Source organism: Nocardia sp. NPDC056611, assembly GCF_042792755.1.
GTDB lineage: Bacteria > Actinomycetota > Actinomycetes > Mycobacteriales > Mycobacteriaceae > Nocardia.
The window spans coordinates 61,010-76,644 of sequence record NZ_JBHTVV010000002.1; the positions used below are offsets into that span (position 1 = coordinate 61,010).

The following is a 15,635-nucleotide window of genomic DNA, read 5'->3' on the forward strand; positions in this document are numbered from 1 at the left end:
GGGAGGGGTCGTGGTCGAACCAGGTGAGAACTTCGCCGGGTATGTCATCGAACGTGAGCTCGGACGCGGCGGGATGGGTGCGGTGTACCTGGCGCGCCATCCACGCCTGCCGCGTTGGATCGCACTGAAGCTGTTGAACGCGGAGTACCACGGCGACAGCGAGACTCACGCTCGATTCGAACGCGAGGCCGACCTCGCGGCCCGGCTGAATCACCCCGGTGTGGTCACCGTCTACGACCGCGGCGTCGAGGACGGGCGACTGTGGATCGCCATGCAGTACGTCGACGGCATCGAAGCCGAATCGGTCACCGACATGACCGCCGAGCGCGCCGTCGAGATCGTCGCCGCCACCGCCGACGCCCTCGACTACGCGCATCGCGTCGGCGTGCTGCACCGAGATGTCAAGCCCGCCAACATCATGCTGGCGCGCGAGACCCGCGAACAGCAGGCGGGGGTGTTGCTCACCGACTTCGGCATCGCCCGGCTACAGGAGGACACCGGCCGCCTCACCGGCTCCGGCTCGGTCATGGCGACCCTGGCCTACGCCTCCCCCGAACAGCTGCAGAATCAGCCGGTCGACCATCGCGCCGACCAATACTCCTTGGCCTGCACCCTGTTCCGATTGCTGACCGGGGTTCCGCTCTTCCGCGCGAACGACCTCGGCGCGATCGTCAAAGCCCACCTGTACGACAACCCGCCCCCGATCGCCGGCCTGCGACCCGACCTGCCCGCGACCCTGGATCCGGTCCTGGCCCGCGCTCTGGCCAAGAACCCCGACGACCGGTACCCGACCTGTTCGGAATTCGCGGCGGCCGCGCAACGAGCGCTCGCCGAGGGCGTCGCGGTCGAGAGTGCCCACGCACCGCCGCGCCGCCGAGGCGCGGATCCGTCCGCACGACGGGCCGCCGCGCCGTCCACCGGCCGCCGGGGGATCCGGAACGCGCCGGGTTCGCGAGCGGAGCAAGCGGATTCACCGGCGGGTCGATGGCAGCAATCGGACCCCACCGCGGTGCGGCGGGGGCACCAGTCCGATACGCCGCCACCCTGGCCCGGGCAGCAGCCCGACTCCTCGGGGGCACGGCGGAGCCAGCAGTCGAACACACCGGCGGCCCGGCCCGGGAAGCCGTCCGACACGTCGGCGATGCGTCGGGCGCAGCAGCCGGACGCACCCGCGGTCTGGCCGGGACAGCAGGCCGAGGCGTCGGGGGCGCGACGCGGATCGCAGCCGGATTCCGCTGCGCGCCGAAGACATCCGTCGGAGACCACCGGGGCGCGGCGGGTGCACCCGTCGGAGACCACGGGCGCGCGACGTGTGCATCCCTCGGAGACCACGGGCGCGCGGCGAGTTCATCCCTCGGAGGTCACCGGAGCCCGGCGAGCACACCAGCCGGACGCCGCCGGGGCGCGTCGGACCTCGCCAGCGGAAACGACCGGGGCACGGCGGATTCCGTCATCGACGGCGGTGCGTTCGGGCCGGCTGACCGACATTCCCGCCCTGTTCGGGCCGCGCACGGACCGGCATCAGTCGCCGCCACCGCGGATGACCGCTCCGGGTACGGGCCGGTGGCTGGGCGGCCTGCGCATGCTGGTGATGATGAGCGTGGGTCTGGCGGTCGCGCTCGGCGTGGTGGTGTTCGTCATGAGCCCGTCCGGCCGCGGCGCCAAGCCGAAGGCGGCCGCGGCTGAGATCGCCCAGATCAGTGCGGCTTTCCCGGGGCTCGTGCCGCGTTCTCCGGAACTGGGCTCGGGATTCAACTCGGCCAGCTGCCGCGTGGTCGATCACGACACCAAGGACTTCCTGCCGCCGTTCGCCTTCGAGGGCTGGGCCGCGGCCTGGGACTGCCAGTACTCCGCCGACCACGAAGTCCGCGAGTACATCGTCTTCGCCTACGATTCCGCCGCGGTGGCGCGCTCGGCGGCCCGCCGGATCCGCCCCGCCGGAAGCGCTTTGGAGGATCTGACCTTCAAGGAGTTCTGCGGCTCGAAGCAGTACGTCAACCACCGCTTCGACGCCACCGCCGACGTCCCGTCCACGGTCTTCGCCACCTCCTTCTTCGACGACCCCAAGCGCGAGAAGTTCCTCATGTACACCCGCGGCATCCCCACCACCCCGAGCGGTGTCGTCGACTGGTGGAAGTCCTTGCCGCTCACCCAGTCCTGACCGATCGCGGGCATCAGGCCCGAGCGCGACCCGCGCCGCCGCTGTGGCGCGTCGTCGAAACCTCGACGGGCGCGGCCGGTTCCCTGTCGCTTCCACGTGTCCGGGACGTTGGCTGCTGTCCTTCGCCGAGCAGGGTCGGGCGACATCGGTGCCCTCGTGGTTGTAGGCGTTCATCAGGTCGGTGAGTTCATCGACCAGCGCCCGCAAGGCCGGGGAGTCGACACCGTCGGCAAGGCCGGGGAGTCGACACCGTCGGCGTCGGTGGCCCACCCGCGGGGAATGGCGCCGACCGTGATCAGAATGCCCGCGTCGGCGGGGGCGCGCGGTTGATCGCCTCGCGCGGTGGCCGGCTACTCCGGTGCGTGTTCGCGGTTCGCGGCGGCGAGGACGGCGGGGAGCAGGCCGGGGAGGGCGACGTCGAGGTCGTCCGCGCGCAGGCGTAGGTGGGTGTTGCCGTCGATGGTGACGCGTTCGGTGACGCCCGCTTCGCGCAGGATCTTGAAGTGGTGGGCGGCGGTGGATTTGCTGACGCCGTCGTAGGTGAGGCTGCAGCGGATGGGGACGCCGGCTTCGGCCAGGCGGCGGACGATTTCCAGGCGGACCGGGTCCTGGAGCGCGCCGAGCACCGCGGGGAGCGGGGCCACGGCGGGCAGCGCGTCGGTGTCGGTCATGACCTACCTCACGGGAAAACTAGTTTGATAACTGTCGAACCTTGACTACGGTGAGTTCGATAAGATTCAAACTTACCTGATGGAGGCCGGGATGGCATCGGCAACAGCGGTGGAGACCAGCGCGGAACAGGGCACTCAGAGCTGGGCGTACGCGCTCGTCCTCGCCGCCAGTGGTGTGGCGCTCGGCGTCTCGGGCGCGCCCGCGCCGCTCTACGCGCTCTATCAACGCAGCTGGCATTTCTCTCCGCTCACCACCACATTCGTGTTCGCCGTCTACGCCGTGGCCGCGCTCGGCGCGGTCCTCGTGTCGGGCCGGATCTCGGATGTGGTGGGCCGCAAGCCGGTCCTGCTCGGCGCGTTCGCGACCATGATCGTCGGCCTGGTGGTGTTCCTGTTCGCCGACAATGTGGCCATGCTGCTGCTGGCGCGGGCGCTGCACGGGGCCGCGGTCGGCGCGATCGTGGTGGCGGGCGCGGCGGCGCTGCTGGACCTGCGCCCGCAGGCGGGCGCGCGGTCGGGTCAGCTGTCCGGGGTCGCCTTCAATGTCGGTATGGCCGTGGCGATCCTGGGGTCGGCGGTGCTGGCCCAGTACGCGCCGCATCCGCTGCGGACGCCGTACGTGGTGATCACGCTGGTGTGCCTGCTGATCGCCGCGGGCGTGCTGGCGCTGCGGGAACCGCACGCGGCGCGGCGGAAGCAGCGCATCACCATCGCCAAACCGGCTGTGCCGCAGGAGATCCGCGCTGACTTCTGGTTCTCCGCGCTCGGTGTGATGGCGGCCTGGTCGGTGCTGGGCGTGCTGCTGTCGCTGTACCCCTCGCTGGCCTCGGCCGAGACCGGCATCCACAATCTGGTGTTCGGCGGCGCGGTGGTGGCTTCCACGGCGACCGCGGGCGCACTCGCCCAGGCCGTCGCGGGCGGCATCCCGGCGCGCCGCGCGGCCATCGCGGGCGACATCGGCATGGCGATCGCGCTGCTGCTCACCATTCCGGCGCTCGACACCCACAACTGGGTGCTGGTGCTGCTGGCCGGGCTCGCGCTGGGCGGCACCTTCGGCCTGGGCTTCGGCGGATCGCTGCGGCACCTGTCCAACGTTGTGCCGCAACACAAGCGGGGCGAGACCATGTCGGCCTACTACCTGCTGGCCTACTCGGCCATGGCGGTGCCGACGGTGCTGGCGGGCTGGGCGGCCACCACGTGGGGGCTGAGCACGGTCTTCCCGTGGTTCGTCGCGGTGGTCGCGCTGGCCTGCCTGGGCGCGGCCGGGATCGGCTTGCGTCGCAACGTCGAGGCCGCGGCAGCCGTGGTGGCCACCGCGGCTGTCGACTGACTGTCGCGCTGCGGTCCACGTTCTCGGAACAACCCGTCCGCACAACCCGTCCGCCCCGGTGACCCCACATGTCCGGGGCGGACGCGGCATTCCGGGCGAAACGGATTGCGATGCCCGGTTTTTCGGGTGCGCGAAGTCGGGTGGAATTGCCGCATCCGATGCGTGACGCGTCCCGGATCGCTATTCTTCGGCTATGCGGCGGTGGAGGTTCGGTGGGGTGGTGAGCCGGACGGTACACCGATCGGGTCTGTTGGTGTCGGTCCTGGCCGCCGTGACGGGCGGGCTCGCCATCGCGGGCCTCACCTGGTGGGGGCTGTGGCATTTCCTCGGCGCCAAGGCCGAGACGCCGAATCAGCTGGATCTGAGCCGGATTTCGCTCGCGGTGGCGGCGGGCATCGGCGGCGCGGTCGCGCTGGTGGTGGCCTACCGCAAGCAGCGCGATGCCGAGCGTGGCCGCTTCGCCGAGGTCTTCGGGGCCGCCGCCGGTCAGCTCGGCGACCCGGATGTGGCGGTGCGCATCGCCGGGGTCTACGCCATGGCCGGGGTCGCCGACGAGTTCTCCGCGCGCTGGCGGCGCCAGCAGTGCGTGGACGTGCTGTGCGGCTACCTGCGGCTGCCGTACCAGCCGGAGGAGGGCGCCAGCCACCTGGTCTCCAAGTCTCAGCGCATCGAGGACCACGGCACCGCCGTCGAACGGGTGTACACCTACCGACAGAACGACCGGCAGGTCCGCGACACCATCGTCCGGGTGATCGCCGAACATCTGCGCCCCTCGGCCGAGACCCGCTGGAGCTCCTGCGATTTCGACTTCACCGACGCCGTCTTCGAGAACGCCGACTTCCGCTACGCCGTCTTCGCGGGCCGCAATACCCGCTTCACCAACGCCATGTTCCTGAGCGGCCGCACGGTCACCTTCGAGCAGGCGCGGTTCCTCGGCAAGCGGGTCACGTTCCGCGGGGCCATCTTCCGCAGCGCCGCCGTCTTCGACCGCGCCGTCTTCGCCCACACCGCCGTGGACCGCGCCGACCGTGACGACACCGCCGCCACCTTCGCCGAGGCCACCTTCGGCAGCGGCGGCAGCTTCGAGGGCGCCGAATTCCGGGGCACGCGAACCGCGTTCGACCGCACCACGTTCGCGGGGGAGCGGACCAGCTTCGCCAACGCCGTCTTCGCCGCCGACCAGACCACGTTCGAGCGCGCGGTGTTCGACGGCGAGCGCGTCACCTTCACGGGTGCGGAATTCACCGGCGCGCGAGTCACCTTCGCCGATTCCCGCTTCTACACCGAGTCCAGCTCCTTCGACTGTGCCCACCTGGGCACGCAGATCCGCTGGCGTACCGGCCGTACCCAGGAAGTGTCGTTCGCGCGCACCGAGTACCACGGCACGGTCTCCTTCGCCGACACCGTCTTCGGGGGCCGCAAGGTGGTCTTCGCCGGGGGTGACTTCTTCGGCGACATCTCCTTCCGCCGCGCCGCCTTCGATGCGCGCGAGGTCAGTTTCGACCGCCCCAAGGCGTGGGTCGGTGTCCACTTCGACTGGGACGAGAGCCCCGCGACCAAGCCGTCCCATATCTCCCCGACCCCGTGGCCGCCGGTGCTGGCCGAATCCGCCTCCGAACTCGCCTCCTGAACCAGCCGGGCTCGTCGCCCGTTTTGCCCGGAACTCGGCCGTGGGATAGCTTGCAGACGAGCGGAGTTGAAGGGGTTGGTGGTGGGGAGCCACGGCGTCGGCTGGGTTGTCGCGGCAGCGGTTCTGCTGCTCTGCCTGGCCGCGGCTCTCGGGAGCCGGGCCGGAGCGGCATCGAAGCGGCAGCGGGCGAGCGCCCTGGCCTGCGCGGCGACCGGCTGGATCCTCGCGTTCGCGGCGGTGACGGCCACCCTCTCACCCATGACCCGGGAAACCGTCGCGGGCAACCCCATCGGCGCGCCACCCGAACTCGTGCAGGCCGGCGGGCCGACCACTTCGGCCAAACCCGCCGCCCCCGATCCCATGGCGTCCCTGAAGCCGGGGGACTGCGTCGAGGTCCCCATCGAGCGAGCCAGGGATGCCTCGGGCACCCCGACCTGGAAGGCGGGCACACCCGAACCGTCGGACTGCGATTCGGTGGACGCGAACTACCGGGTGCTGCAGAACGGCCCCGACCCGTGCACCGACCCGCTCTACACGCTCGATTCCGCCCCGAAGGACAAGACCGGCAAGCCGCGCTACCACCTGTGCCTGACCTTCGACTGGCGCACCGGCGTCTGCTACGACACCACCGCCATGGAGACCCCGTCGAAGGTCGACTGCGCGACGTCCGGCGAGCACATCGTCCAGGCCACCGCCGTGCTGGCCAACGCCACCTCGGGCGCGTCCTGTCCCCGGGACGGCCGCGGCGCGGTCTGGGTGATCTGGCGAAAGCTCGAACTCACCGTGTGTTTCCGCGGCGGCGACAACCCGGGGACGTGACGGTCAGCGCCGCGTGCCGACGGTGATGACGTCCGGGATCAGCCACGACGGCAGCGGCCGCGCGACCTTGCGCTGATCGACGACCTCGAAACCGGCGCCGGTCAGCAGGGCGCGGGTCTCGCGCGGCGACGGCGCGTGCGCGGGGAAGCGCGGGCTGCGGGTCAGCTGCTGGATCGGGCGCGACGCCGCACCGGAGGGATGCATGGTCGCGATGGCCACCAGGCCGCCGGGTGTCAGCACCCGATGGAATTCGCGCAGCGCCGCCGGATGGTCGAAGAAGTGGAAGGCGCTGGTGGTGACGACCGCGTCCAGCGCGCCGTCGTCGAAGGGGAGATGCTCGGCGGCGGAATGCCGCCACCGGACCTCGGCCGAGCGGGCGCGGGCCTGCTCCAGCATGCCCGCCGAGGCGTCCACGCCGTAGACGGCGTCGGGCCGCAGCTCGCGTTGGATGCGGGTGGTGAGAATGCCGGTGCCGCAGCCGATGTCGGCGATCCGCCGGGAGCCGGCGGCGCGCAGCTCGGCGACCATCTGATCCTGCGGCGGGCGGTAGACGAGGTGTTGCAGGGCGGCGGTGTCGTAGGCGCGGGCGACCTTGCCCCAGAACCGCGTCACCACCTGGTTGAAGGCGCGGTTGCCGGTGGTCAGCGAAGTGGTCATGTGTGCTCCTGTCCGGCTCCATGGAATCAGATTCCGGACTGTCTGGGAAGGTGCGATGGAGTAGCGTCGGGCGCATGAGGATTCGTGGTGCCGTCCTGGAACAGATCGGGGCGTCGACGCCCTTCGCCGATTCGAAGCCGATCACCATCAGCGAGCTGGACCTGGGCGAACCCGGCCCGGGTGAGCTGCTGGTCCGGATCGAGGCCGCGGGGCTGTGCCATTCCGATCTGTCCGTGGTGGACGGCAACCGCGTCCGCCCGGTCCCCATGCTGCTGGGCCACGAGGCCGCGGGCCGCATCGAGGCGCTCGGCCCCGGCGACTCCGACTTGCGTGTCGGCCAGCGCGTCATCATGACTTTCCTGCCCCGCTGCGGCTCCTGCGCGGGCTGCGCCACCGACGGCCGCACCCCGTGCGAGCCCGGTAGTCTCGCCAACAACGCGGGCGAACTCCTCGCGGGCGGACGGCGTTTGCTCCGTGACGGTGTGGAGGTCCATCACCATCTGGGCGTCTCGGGCTTCGCCACCCATGCCGTCGTCGACCGTCATTCGGTGGTCCCCGTCGACGACGACGTGCCTCCGGAGGTGGCCGCCGTCCTCGGCTGCGCCGTCCTCACCGGTGGTGGCGCACTGCTGAATTCGGCCCAGCCCGGCCCGCGGGACCGCATCATGGTGGTCGGTCTCGGCGGCGTCGGCATGGCCGCGGTGCTGGTGGCCGCCTCCCTGCGCGCGAGCACCGGCCAGGAGGTCATCGCGGTGGACACCGTCCCCGAGAAGCTGAAGACCGCACTGGAACTCGGCGCGACCGCCGCCTACACCCCGCAGCAGATCGCCGCCGACAACATCCAGGCCGAAGTCGTCGTCGAGGCCGCCGGAAACATCCGCGCCTTCGAAACCGCCGTGGCCGCAACGGCTCCCGGCGGCACCACGGTCACCGTGGGCCTGCCCGCCCCCGACGCCCGCGCCAGCATCTCCCCGCTGGCCCTGGTGGCGCAGGGCCGCACCATCGTCGGCAGCTACCTCGGCTCCGCCGTCCCCGCCCGCGACATCCCCGAATTCGTCCGCATGTGGCGCGAGGGCACCCTCCCGGTCGAGCGCCTCGTCTCCTCCCGCATCCGCCTCGACGACATCAACCACGCCATGGACGAATTGGCCGCCGGCCACGCCCTGCGCCAGGTCATCATCTTCGACTGACGCGGAGGCATCTTCGACTGACGCGGATCCGGCCCGCCGCGGCCGGTGGTCCGCGGCGGGCCGATCAGGTCATCCGAAGGTCGGGGTGACCGTGATCTTGCTGCCGCTCTGTGAGGTGCCGCCGTACCAGCAGACCGAGGGTTGCCCGGACTGGTCGACGGCGTCCACATTTGGAACACCCGTCAGGCGGGGCGTCCTCAGCAGCGGCGCTCCGGCCCCCAGCCTCACCCGGTGATCCCGCATCGAATGCTACAACTGCACGACTGGCGCAATATGCGGTTCAGGTTCAATTGTTCAGCGCCGCTGGATATCTCAGGGTGAGCCTGTGAAATGTGATTGTCGCGCTCTGAATCATCCATTCAATTCGACCGGTCGGAATTGTTGTCCGGGTGCAACTAATTCAGTTCTTTCCGCTCGGGAAATGTAGTTCTCGTCACTGAGCGCATTCATTGATGCCGGTCGGAGAACTGTTGTCTAGGACACGTACATGCAGGTCAGTCGGTTTTCTGTCAGTATCGAAACGTCGGATGAACCTGGATTCTCGCCAGGGTGCACACGGGCGAATATCTGGAGGAGCTCGGCGTGGCAATCGATACATCGATAGACAATGACAAGGGCGCGGACGATGGCGAAGGCAATGGCGCACCGGCTGTTCCGGCGCTCGGTCCGGTATTGCGTTCCGTACGCGATTCCCGCAAGGTGTCGCGCGAACGTCTCGCATTCAATGCGGGCGTGAGCTCCAGCTACATCACGCATTTGGAGAAGGGTGCGCGCGACCGTCCCACCCGGGAGGTTCTCGACGCGATCATCCGGTATCTCGATCGCGTCGACCCCCTCTCGATCGAGGACCGCCGGCAGTTGCGGGATCTGGCCGGGCTCACCGTCTCCGGCTGCCCGCCGCTGGACGAGCTGCGGGCCGCCGTCACCCCCGAACTCCGCGAGCTACTGGATCGGCCCCTGCCCGCCGCGATCACCGCGGTCGGCGGCTGCGTGCTGGCCTGCAACCCCGGCTGGGAGCGCGCGTTCCCCGGAATGGGGCAGGGCGTCAATCAATTCCACTGGTTGTTCGGCTGCGAGCTCGCCCGCCGGGCGATGGTCGACTGGGAGGCCGACACGACCGTGTCGGTGCGGGCCTTCCGGTTGGCGGTGGGCGGCTTCGGCGGCGCGGAGACCTTCGCGGAACTGCTCGACGGACTGAGCCGCTACCCCGACTTCCGCCGCATGTGGGGCGACGGTGAGGTGGCGAGTTTCCCGCCCATGTGGCGGATCCGGCTGCGTGATCTCGGGAACGGCACGGTGCGAACGGTTCTCGTGCAGACCGGTGTGGTGCACACCGGCGCGCATCCGGGTTGGCTGGTCTCGCAATTCCTCATACCGGTTCCGTCCTGAACTAGAACGTGTTCTAATTTGGCTATGAGCGGATTCGTGGACGGCCAGGTCGACCCGGCATTCCGGGCGGTGCGGGATGTGTTCGAAGCGAGCTTCGCGGATGGGCGGAACGCGGGCGCGGCCGTGGCGGTGTTCGTCGATGGCCGTCCGGTGGTCGACCTGTGGGGCGGCCTGGCCGACACCCGGGCGAACCGGCCCTGGCTGCGCGACACCCCGGTGGTCACCTACTCGTGCACGAAGGGTGTCACCGCCACCGCCGCACTACTGGTAGCGCATGAGCGCGGCATCGGCCTGGACGATCCGGTCACCGACTGGTGGCCGGAATACGGTGTCGGAGGCAAGGATTCGACGACCCTGGCCGATCTGCTCACCCATCGAGCGGGTCTGCCGGTCTTCGAGCGTCCCGTTTCCGTCGCCGACGCCGCGGACCAGCGGGCGATGGCGGCCCGGCTGGCCGAACAACACCCGGTGTGGCAACCTGGCACCCGACACGGCTATCACGCCTTGACCTTCGGCTGGCTGCTCGGCGAATTCGTCCGCCGCCACACGGGATTCACGGTCGGCGAGTACGTGCGCCGGAACTTCGGCGAGCAGCTGTGGATCGGCGCGCCGCCCGAGATCGCGGAACAAGCCGCCCGCGTGGGTGCTCCGCCCGCCGCCGACCGGGCGTGGACCGACCCCGCCCCGATCAGTGCCGCGACGGCGGCCGAGATGGCGCGCGCCTTTCAGGACCCCCGATCGCTGGCCCTGCGCGCCTCCACCAACCCCCTGGGCTCCTACAACAGTCCGGAGGTGCTGGCCGGCGGCTGGCCCTCGACCGGACTGGTCACCACCGCCCGCGCCTTGGCCCGCTTCTACGCCGACTTGGCGGCCGGCGACCTCCTGCCCCCGGACGTCCTCGCTGACGCCGTTCGCGAGCGCGTGCGCGGCCGCGACGCCGTGCTGACCCTGGAGAGCGCCTTCGGCCTGGGCTACATGCTGCCCTCGGAGAACATGATCCTGCCCGAGGTCGCCCGCCCCACGGCCTTCGGCCATCCCGGCGCGGGCGGCGCGATCGGCCTGGGCGACACCGCGAATCGGCTCGCGATCGCCTTCGCCCCGAACCTGCGCCGCGACTGGGTCTCCGGCGACCGCCGGGCCTACGACCTGATCGACGCGGCCTACGGCGCGCTCTGAGCGCCGTGGACCGCGTCGAATCCCGGTGAACCGGTGGAATTCCGCTGACCTACTCGACCGTCAGCGTGACCTTCTTGGTCTCGGTCTTGGCGGGCAGCTTGGTGGTGTCCACCGCCAGGATCTCGCCGGTGTCCTGAACGCCGTTGGGCAGGATCTTGGCCTTGAGCCCGAACGGCGGCTGGTCGCCGGTGACGGCCTCGATGCCGAAGTCGCTGTCGTTGGAGATGTAGAGGGTCTTGCCGTGGTCGTTGGTGGCCACGCCCTCGATCTTGTCGTGGCCGAAGAACTTGCCGTCGGCATTGAGGCCGTCCAGCAGCCCGCCCAGGTCGAGGTTGCCGGTCTTGGCGACCGGCGTGATGCCCGCCTTCTTCAGCGCGGCGATGCCGTCGGCAGTGCTGACGGTGCCGACGTAGACCTCGATCGGCTTGCCGTCGATCAGCAGGCCCTTCTCCGGGTCGTACTGCGCGCCGGGGACTTTGGCGTCCGGGCCGATGTCGGTGGCTCCGGCGATGTCGACGGTCCACAGCTTCTTGTTGGCCTTGGGCGCCTTGTTGCCGTCGCGCTCGTCCACCAGGAAGGTGGTGTTGGACAGCGCGGTGATCTCGGAGACCGCCAGCTTCTCCTTGGGTGACTCGAGCGGCAGCGCGAACTCCTTGACCGCCTTGGTCTTCAGGTCCACGGTGACGATGCGCGTCATCGGGGTCTCACGGGCATTGGTGACGCCCGGCTCGTTGAGCGCGCTCTGGACGACGCCGACCAGGGTGCTGCCGTCGGGGGTGACGGTCAGGCCCTCCATGCCCTGGTTCGGGGTGCGGAACGCGAGTTCCTTGGGCAGTCCGCGGCCCGGCGCGAGCCGCTCCAGCTCCGCGCCCTTGGCGTCGAAATGCACCAGGAACGGGCCGTATTCGTCGGAGATCCAGAAGGTGCCGTCGGCGAGCGCGACCAGGCCCTCGCTGTCGATGCCGTGATCGGTGGGCGGCAGTGCCTTGCCGGTCAGGTCCTTGATGGTCTCGCCGGTGGTGGCGGAGGTGTCGACCAGGCCGTTGAAGGGCTGCCCGGCCGGATTCTTCAGCAGGATGGTGGATTCCACCACGGCCTTGTTGCCGACCAGCTTGAACTTGGCGATCTGCGGCGTGAAGTCCGGGACCGGCGCGATCTTCTCGTTCTTGCCCTTGCCGTCCACGTTCGGGCCGCGATCGGTGAGCCCGTAGAACTCGTCGGTCGAGCCCGGGACCGGGGTGAAGGCGGAGCCGTAGGCGCTGGCCTGCACCGGAACTCCGCCGAATTCCCCGATCGGCGGGATGTCGGTGGTGAACAGGCGCACCGCGTCGGTGGTGGTCACGGTGATGGAGTCCGAACCGGTGTACCCGGCCGCGGGGGTGTACACCAGCGCGCCGTCCAGCCGCCGGCTCAGGGTGCCGTGCTGCGGGTCGGCGACCGCGACGGCGGCGTGGCCCCCGGTCTTGTCCAGCAGCTGGTCCAGCGAGATCACCAGCGGCCGGCCGGCCGTGGCGGTGAAGTCGGCGGAGTCGGATCCGGAGGAGCAGGCGGCGGTGACGGCGGCTGCGCCGACGACGACGGCGACGGCAACCCGGCGGGTAACGGGACGAATTCTCACCAGAGATGCCTATACGTCCGAACCATCGCCGGGTTGGCCGTTGCCTGAACACCTTCCGCCGAGCTCGTGAACCGGTCGCGCGTCAGGGTCGGGTCTGCTCGGGCTCCCAGCCCGGCGGGGCGAAGATGTAGCCGAGCTTGTCGCGCCAGTTCGCGGTGCTCCGCACGTCGCGCACGATCTTGGCGTATTCGCCGTACTGCAGCGTCAGCAGGTTGTAGGTGCCGACCGGCTTGGTGAGACCGTAGGTGGGGCGCTGGATCTCGGGTTCGAAGGTGCCGAACACGCGGTCCCAGATGATGAGCATCCCGGCGTAGTTCTTGTCCAGGTACTGCGCGTCGCTGCCGTGGTGCACGCGGTGGTGTGACGGGGTGTTGAAGAGCAATTCCACCGGGCCCCAGAGCTTTCCGACGGACTCGGTGTGGGTGAAGAACTGGTAGATCAGGTTGATCGTGAAGGCGATGTAGATCGTCCAGGGCGTGAAGCCCAGCAGCGGCAGCGGCGCCCAGAAGATGGCCTCGGTCCACGGATTCCACTTCTGCCGCAGGGCGGTTCCGAAGTTGAAGTACTCGCTGGAGTGATGCGCCTGATGCGCCGCCCAGCCGATCCGCACCCGGTGGACGAAGCGGTGGTTCCAGTAGAACGCGAAGTCGAGGACGAGCAGCAGCAGCGCCCAGCTCCACCAGACGTCGGTGGGGATGTGCCAGGGCGCGACGTAGGTCCACAGGAAGACGAACAACACCAGCGACCCCGCCTTGAAGATCGCGCTCGACACCAGCGACCCCACGCCCATGCTCAGGCTCGTCCGGGTGTCGCGGGCCAGGTACCCGGTGGCGTCGTGATCGTCGCGCAGGGCCAGCGCCTCGGCACCGATGGACAGTAGAAAGACGGGGACCGCGTACAGCAGCGGTGTATTGATCTCATGCCAGACCTGCGAAAACACTGGACCTCCTCGAATTGCCCAATTCGTAAGTTACCAATTGGTCAATTCGAGGACAAGAGGCCGATTCGGACAGACGAGGGTGCCCGGGTCAGGTGAGGGCGGCGAACAGCCGGCTGCTGCGGGCGACCATGGCCTCGGCCGTCTGCTCCGGATGGCTCAGCCACCAGTCCACGAGCGCGGCGACCACGCCCGTCCAGACCGCGCGCAGTGCCGACAGATCGTGCGGATCGGTCAGTCCGTGCAGCGACACGAACGCCGACACGCCCCGATCGGCCTGCGCCGAGATGCGGGCGCGTGCGGCCAGCGCCGCCTCGGCCGCGGGCCCCTCGTCCGGATGCGATTGGTCCTGCACGACCTTCCAGTCGTGCGGGCGCGGTTCCAGGACCGTGAAGATCGCGGCGAGCGTGCGTTCGGCCATATCGAGCGAGGCGGGGCCGGCGAAGGCCGCGTCGATGGCGTCCCCGAGCACCGCCGAGGCCCGCTGCACGCAGGCCACGTACAGCCCGTCCTTGGAACCGAAGTAGCCGTACACCAAGGGTTTCGACACCCCGGCCGCCGCCGCCACCGTCGCGGGGGACAGGCCCGCGTAGCCGACCCGGGCGATCTCCGCGGCGGCCACGTCGAGAATCTGCGCCTCGCGTTCGGCGCGCGGGACGCCCTTGGTTCCGGCTGTGGATCGCACCCTCGAAAGTTACCACTCGGTCAATTCGGCCGGCCCGTGGTCACCGGCCTGTGGTCCCGGTGTTTCGCCGACCCGATAGGCTCGACGGGTTCCAGATCGGTCAGAGCGAAGGAGACCAGGTGGCCACGAACCGGATCCGGGTGGGTGTACTCGGGGCGCGCGGCAAGGTCGGGCAGTCCATCTGCGCGGGCGTCGAGGCGGCCGCGGATCTGGAGCTGGTGGCACAGGTCGACAAGGGCGACTCGCTGGAGGCGTTCACCGCCGCCGGCGCCGAGGTCGTGGTCGACTTCACCCACCCCGACGTGGTGATGCCGAATCTGAAGTGGCTGGTGGAGAACGGCATTCACGCTGTCGTCGGCACCACCGGCTTCGACGCCGACCGGCTCGAGCAGGTCAAGGGCTGGCTCGCCGCCAAGCCCGAGGTCGGCGTGCTGATCGCCCCCAACTTCGCCATCGGCGCCGTGCTGAGCATGCGGTTCGCCGAGCAGGCCGCCCGCTTCTTCGACTCGGTCGAGGTCATCGAGCTGCACCACCCGAACAAGGCCGACGCGCCCTCGGGCACCGCCTTCCGGACCGCCGCGCTCATCGCCGCCGCCCGCGAGAAGGCCGGTGTCGGCCGCAGCCCCGACGCCACCAGCCAGGAGCTCGAGGGCGCGCGCGGCGCGGACGTGGACGGCGTGCGGGTGCACTCGGTGCGGCTGGCCGGGCTGGTCGCCCACCAGGAGGTGCTGTTCGGCACCCAGGGCGAGACGCTCACCATCCGCCACGACTCGCTCGACCGCACCTCCTTCGTGCCGGGCGTGCTGCTGGGCGTGCGCAAGACCCCGCTGCGCCCCGGCCTGACCGTGGGCATCGACCCGCTGCTCGACCTGTGAGCGCGCCGGAGGCGAACAACGGCCGCGAGGTCTTCAAACGGGTCGGCTTCATCGCGGCCCTGGTGCTGGTCCTCGGGTTCTATTTCGTGCTGCTGGGCCGGATCGCGTTCAGCCTCATCGGTTCCGGCAAGCCCGCGGCCATCGGCCTCGGCCTGGGCGTGCTCATCCTGCCGCTGCTGGGGGTGTGGATCGTGGGCACCAGCGTCCGCGCCGCGTTCGCCCACCAGCATCTGGCCCGGCGCATGCACGAGGAGGGCGGTGAGCTCGACGTCTCCGAGCTGCCGCGCCGCCCCTCCGGCCGGATCGAGAAGGCCGCCGCCGATGAGCTTTTCGAGCAGGTGAAGGCCGAATTCGAAGCGGACCCGCAGAACTGGCGCACCAGCTACCGCGCGGCTCGCGCCTACGACTATGCCGGGGACCGCACTCGGGCGCGCGAAATGATGAAGCGCGCAGTCGATTTGGAGCGCGCCGAGCGTACCGGCTCCCGGTAGCCAGTG

General features: G+C 70.0%; 14 protein-coding genes. 9 read left to right on the forward strand and 5 right to left on the reverse strand.

The annotated features are described in order from the left end of the window. Positions 1-10 precede the first annotated feature (10 nt). A complete protein-coding gene (locus ACFRAQ_RS08515; RefSeq protein ID WP_379096106.1) occupies positions 11-2,161 on the forward strand; it encodes a protein kinase in 2,151 nt (716 codons plus the stop codon). A 350-nt stretch (positions 2,162-2,511) separates the two neighbouring features. Here ACFRAQ_RS08515 and ACFRAQ_RS08520 read toward each other — a convergent pair whose 3' ends face one another. Next, positions 2,512-2,832, reverse strand: coding sequence for an ArsR/SmtB family transcription factor (locus ACFRAQ_RS08520; RefSeq protein WP_379096110.1), 321 nt, complete (start codon positions 2,830-2,832; stop codon positions 2,512-2,514). Between the two features lie 91 nt (positions 2,833-2,923). Between ACFRAQ_RS08520 and ACFRAQ_RS08525 the strand changes: the two genes are divergently transcribed. The 3 genes from ACFRAQ_RS08525 to ACFRAQ_RS08535 all read left to right on the forward strand — a co-directional run bounded on the left by ACFRAQ_RS08525 (position 2,924) and on the right by ACFRAQ_RS08535 (position 6,611). After that, positions 2,924-4,162: an MFS transporter gene (locus tag ACFRAQ_RS08525; RefSeq protein WP_379096113.1), complete on the forward strand. Its 1,239-nt coding sequence runs from the start codon at positions 2,924-2,926 to the stop codon at positions 4,160-4,162. 220 nt (positions 4,163-4,382) lie between these two features. Further along, positions 4,383-5,792, forward strand: coding sequence for a pentapeptide repeat-containing protein (locus ACFRAQ_RS08530; protein WP_379096116.1), 1,410 nt, complete (start codon positions 4,383-4,385; stop codon positions 5,790-5,792). A gap of 81 nt (positions 5,793-5,873) precedes the next feature. Next, entirely contained in the window at positions 5,874-6,611 is a 738-nt protein-coding gene (locus ACFRAQ_RS08535) for a hypothetical protein (RefSeq protein ID WP_379096119.1), read from the forward strand. 3 nt (positions 6,612-6,614) lie between these two features. Here the strand turns inward: ACFRAQ_RS08535 and ACFRAQ_RS08540 are convergent, their stop codons facing one another. Next, positions 6,615-7,268: a class I SAM-dependent methyltransferase gene (locus tag ACFRAQ_RS08540; RefSeq protein WP_379096122.1), complete on the reverse strand. Its 654-nt coding sequence runs from the start codon at positions 7,266-7,268 to the stop codon at positions 6,615-6,617. Positions 7,269-7,342: 74 nt separating this feature from the next. Here ACFRAQ_RS08540 and ACFRAQ_RS08545 point away from each other — a divergent pair, with 74 nt between their 5' ends. The 3 genes from ACFRAQ_RS08545 to ACFRAQ_RS08555 all read left to right on the forward strand — a co-directional run bounded on the left by ACFRAQ_RS08545 (position 7,343) and on the right by ACFRAQ_RS08555 (position 11,023). Continuing rightward, positions 7,343-8,458 (forward strand): alcohol dehydrogenase catalytic domain-containing protein, encoded by a 1,116-nt coding sequence (locus tag ACFRAQ_RS08545; protein WP_379096126.1) that lies wholly within the window; start codon positions 7,343-7,345, stop codon positions 8,456-8,458. A gap of 582 nt (positions 8,459-9,040) precedes the next feature. Further along, complete coding sequence (locus tag ACFRAQ_RS08550; protein WP_379096129.1) at positions 9,041-9,847, forward strand: helix-turn-helix domain-containing protein; 807 nt, start codon at positions 9,041-9,043, stop codon at positions 9,845-9,847. A 24-nt stretch (positions 9,848-9,871) separates the two neighbouring features. Continuing rightward, complete coding sequence (locus tag ACFRAQ_RS08555; RefSeq protein WP_379096131.1) at positions 9,872-11,023, forward strand: serine hydrolase domain-containing protein; 1,152 nt, start codon at positions 9,872-9,874, stop codon at positions 11,021-11,023. A gap of 49 nt (positions 11,024-11,072) precedes the next feature. On the opposite strand, the gene ACFRAQ_RS08560 is transcribed toward ACFRAQ_RS08555, so the two are convergent. The 3 genes from ACFRAQ_RS08560 to ACFRAQ_RS08570 form a co-directional block, all read right to left on the reverse strand. Then, on the reverse strand, positions 11,073-12,641 hold the full coding sequence (locus ACFRAQ_RS08560) for an esterase-like activity of phytase family protein (RefSeq protein ID WP_379096134.1): 1,569 nt from the start codon (positions 12,639-12,641) through the stop codon (positions 11,073-11,075). Positions 12,642-12,723: 82 nt separating this feature from the next. Beyond that, a complete protein-coding gene (locus ACFRAQ_RS08565; protein WP_379096137.1) occupies positions 12,724-13,581 on the reverse strand; it encodes a sterol desaturase family protein in 858 nt (285 codons plus the stop codon). Between the two features lie 88 nt (positions 13,582-13,669). Then, complete coding sequence (locus tag ACFRAQ_RS08570) at positions 13,670-14,263, reverse strand: TetR/AcrR family transcriptional regulator (RefSeq protein WP_379096140.1); 594 nt, start codon at positions 14,261-14,263, stop codon at positions 13,670-13,672. A 119-nt stretch (positions 14,264-14,382) separates the two neighbouring features. Here ACFRAQ_RS08570 and dapB point away from each other — a divergent pair, with 119 nt between their 5' ends. Next, the gene (dapB, locus tag ACFRAQ_RS08575) at positions 14,383-15,138 is read left to right on the forward strand and encodes a 4-hydroxy-tetrahydrodipicolinate reductase (RefSeq protein WP_379096143.1); all 756 of its coding nucleotides are present in this window, start codon (positions 14,383-14,385) and stop codon (positions 15,136-15,138) included. Further along, positions 15,135-15,629, forward strand: a complete 495-nt coding sequence (locus ACFRAQ_RS08580; protein ID WP_357097308.1) for a hypothetical protein — start codon at positions 15,135-15,137, stop codon at positions 15,627-15,629. Before dapB ends, ACFRAQ_RS08580 begins: the two co-directional genes overlap by 4 nt. Positions 15,630-15,635 lie beyond the last annotated feature (6 nt).

Excerpts from the sequence above, each read along its gene's own strand:
- ACFRAQ_RS08520 (WP_379096110.1), bottom strand. The coding sequence starts at position 2,832 with ATGACCGACACCGACGCGCTGCCCGCCGTGGCCCCGCTCCCCGCGGTG.
- ACFRAQ_RS08525 (WP_379096113.1), top strand. The coding sequence starts at position 2,924 with ATGGCATCGGCAACAGCGGTGGAGACCAGCGCGGAACAGGGCACTCAG.
- ACFRAQ_RS08540 (WP_379096122.1), bottom strand. The coding sequence starts at position 7,268 with ATGACCACTTCGCTGACCACCGGCAACCGCGCCTTCAACCAGGTGGTG.
- ACFRAQ_RS08545 (WP_379096126.1), top strand. The coding sequence starts at position 7,343 with ATGAGGATTCGTGGTGCCGTCCTGGAACAGATCGGGGCGTCGACGCCC.
- ACFRAQ_RS08555 (WP_379096131.1), top strand. The coding sequence starts at position 9,872 with ATGAGCGGATTCGTGGACGGCCAGGTCGACCCGGCATTCCGGGCGGTG.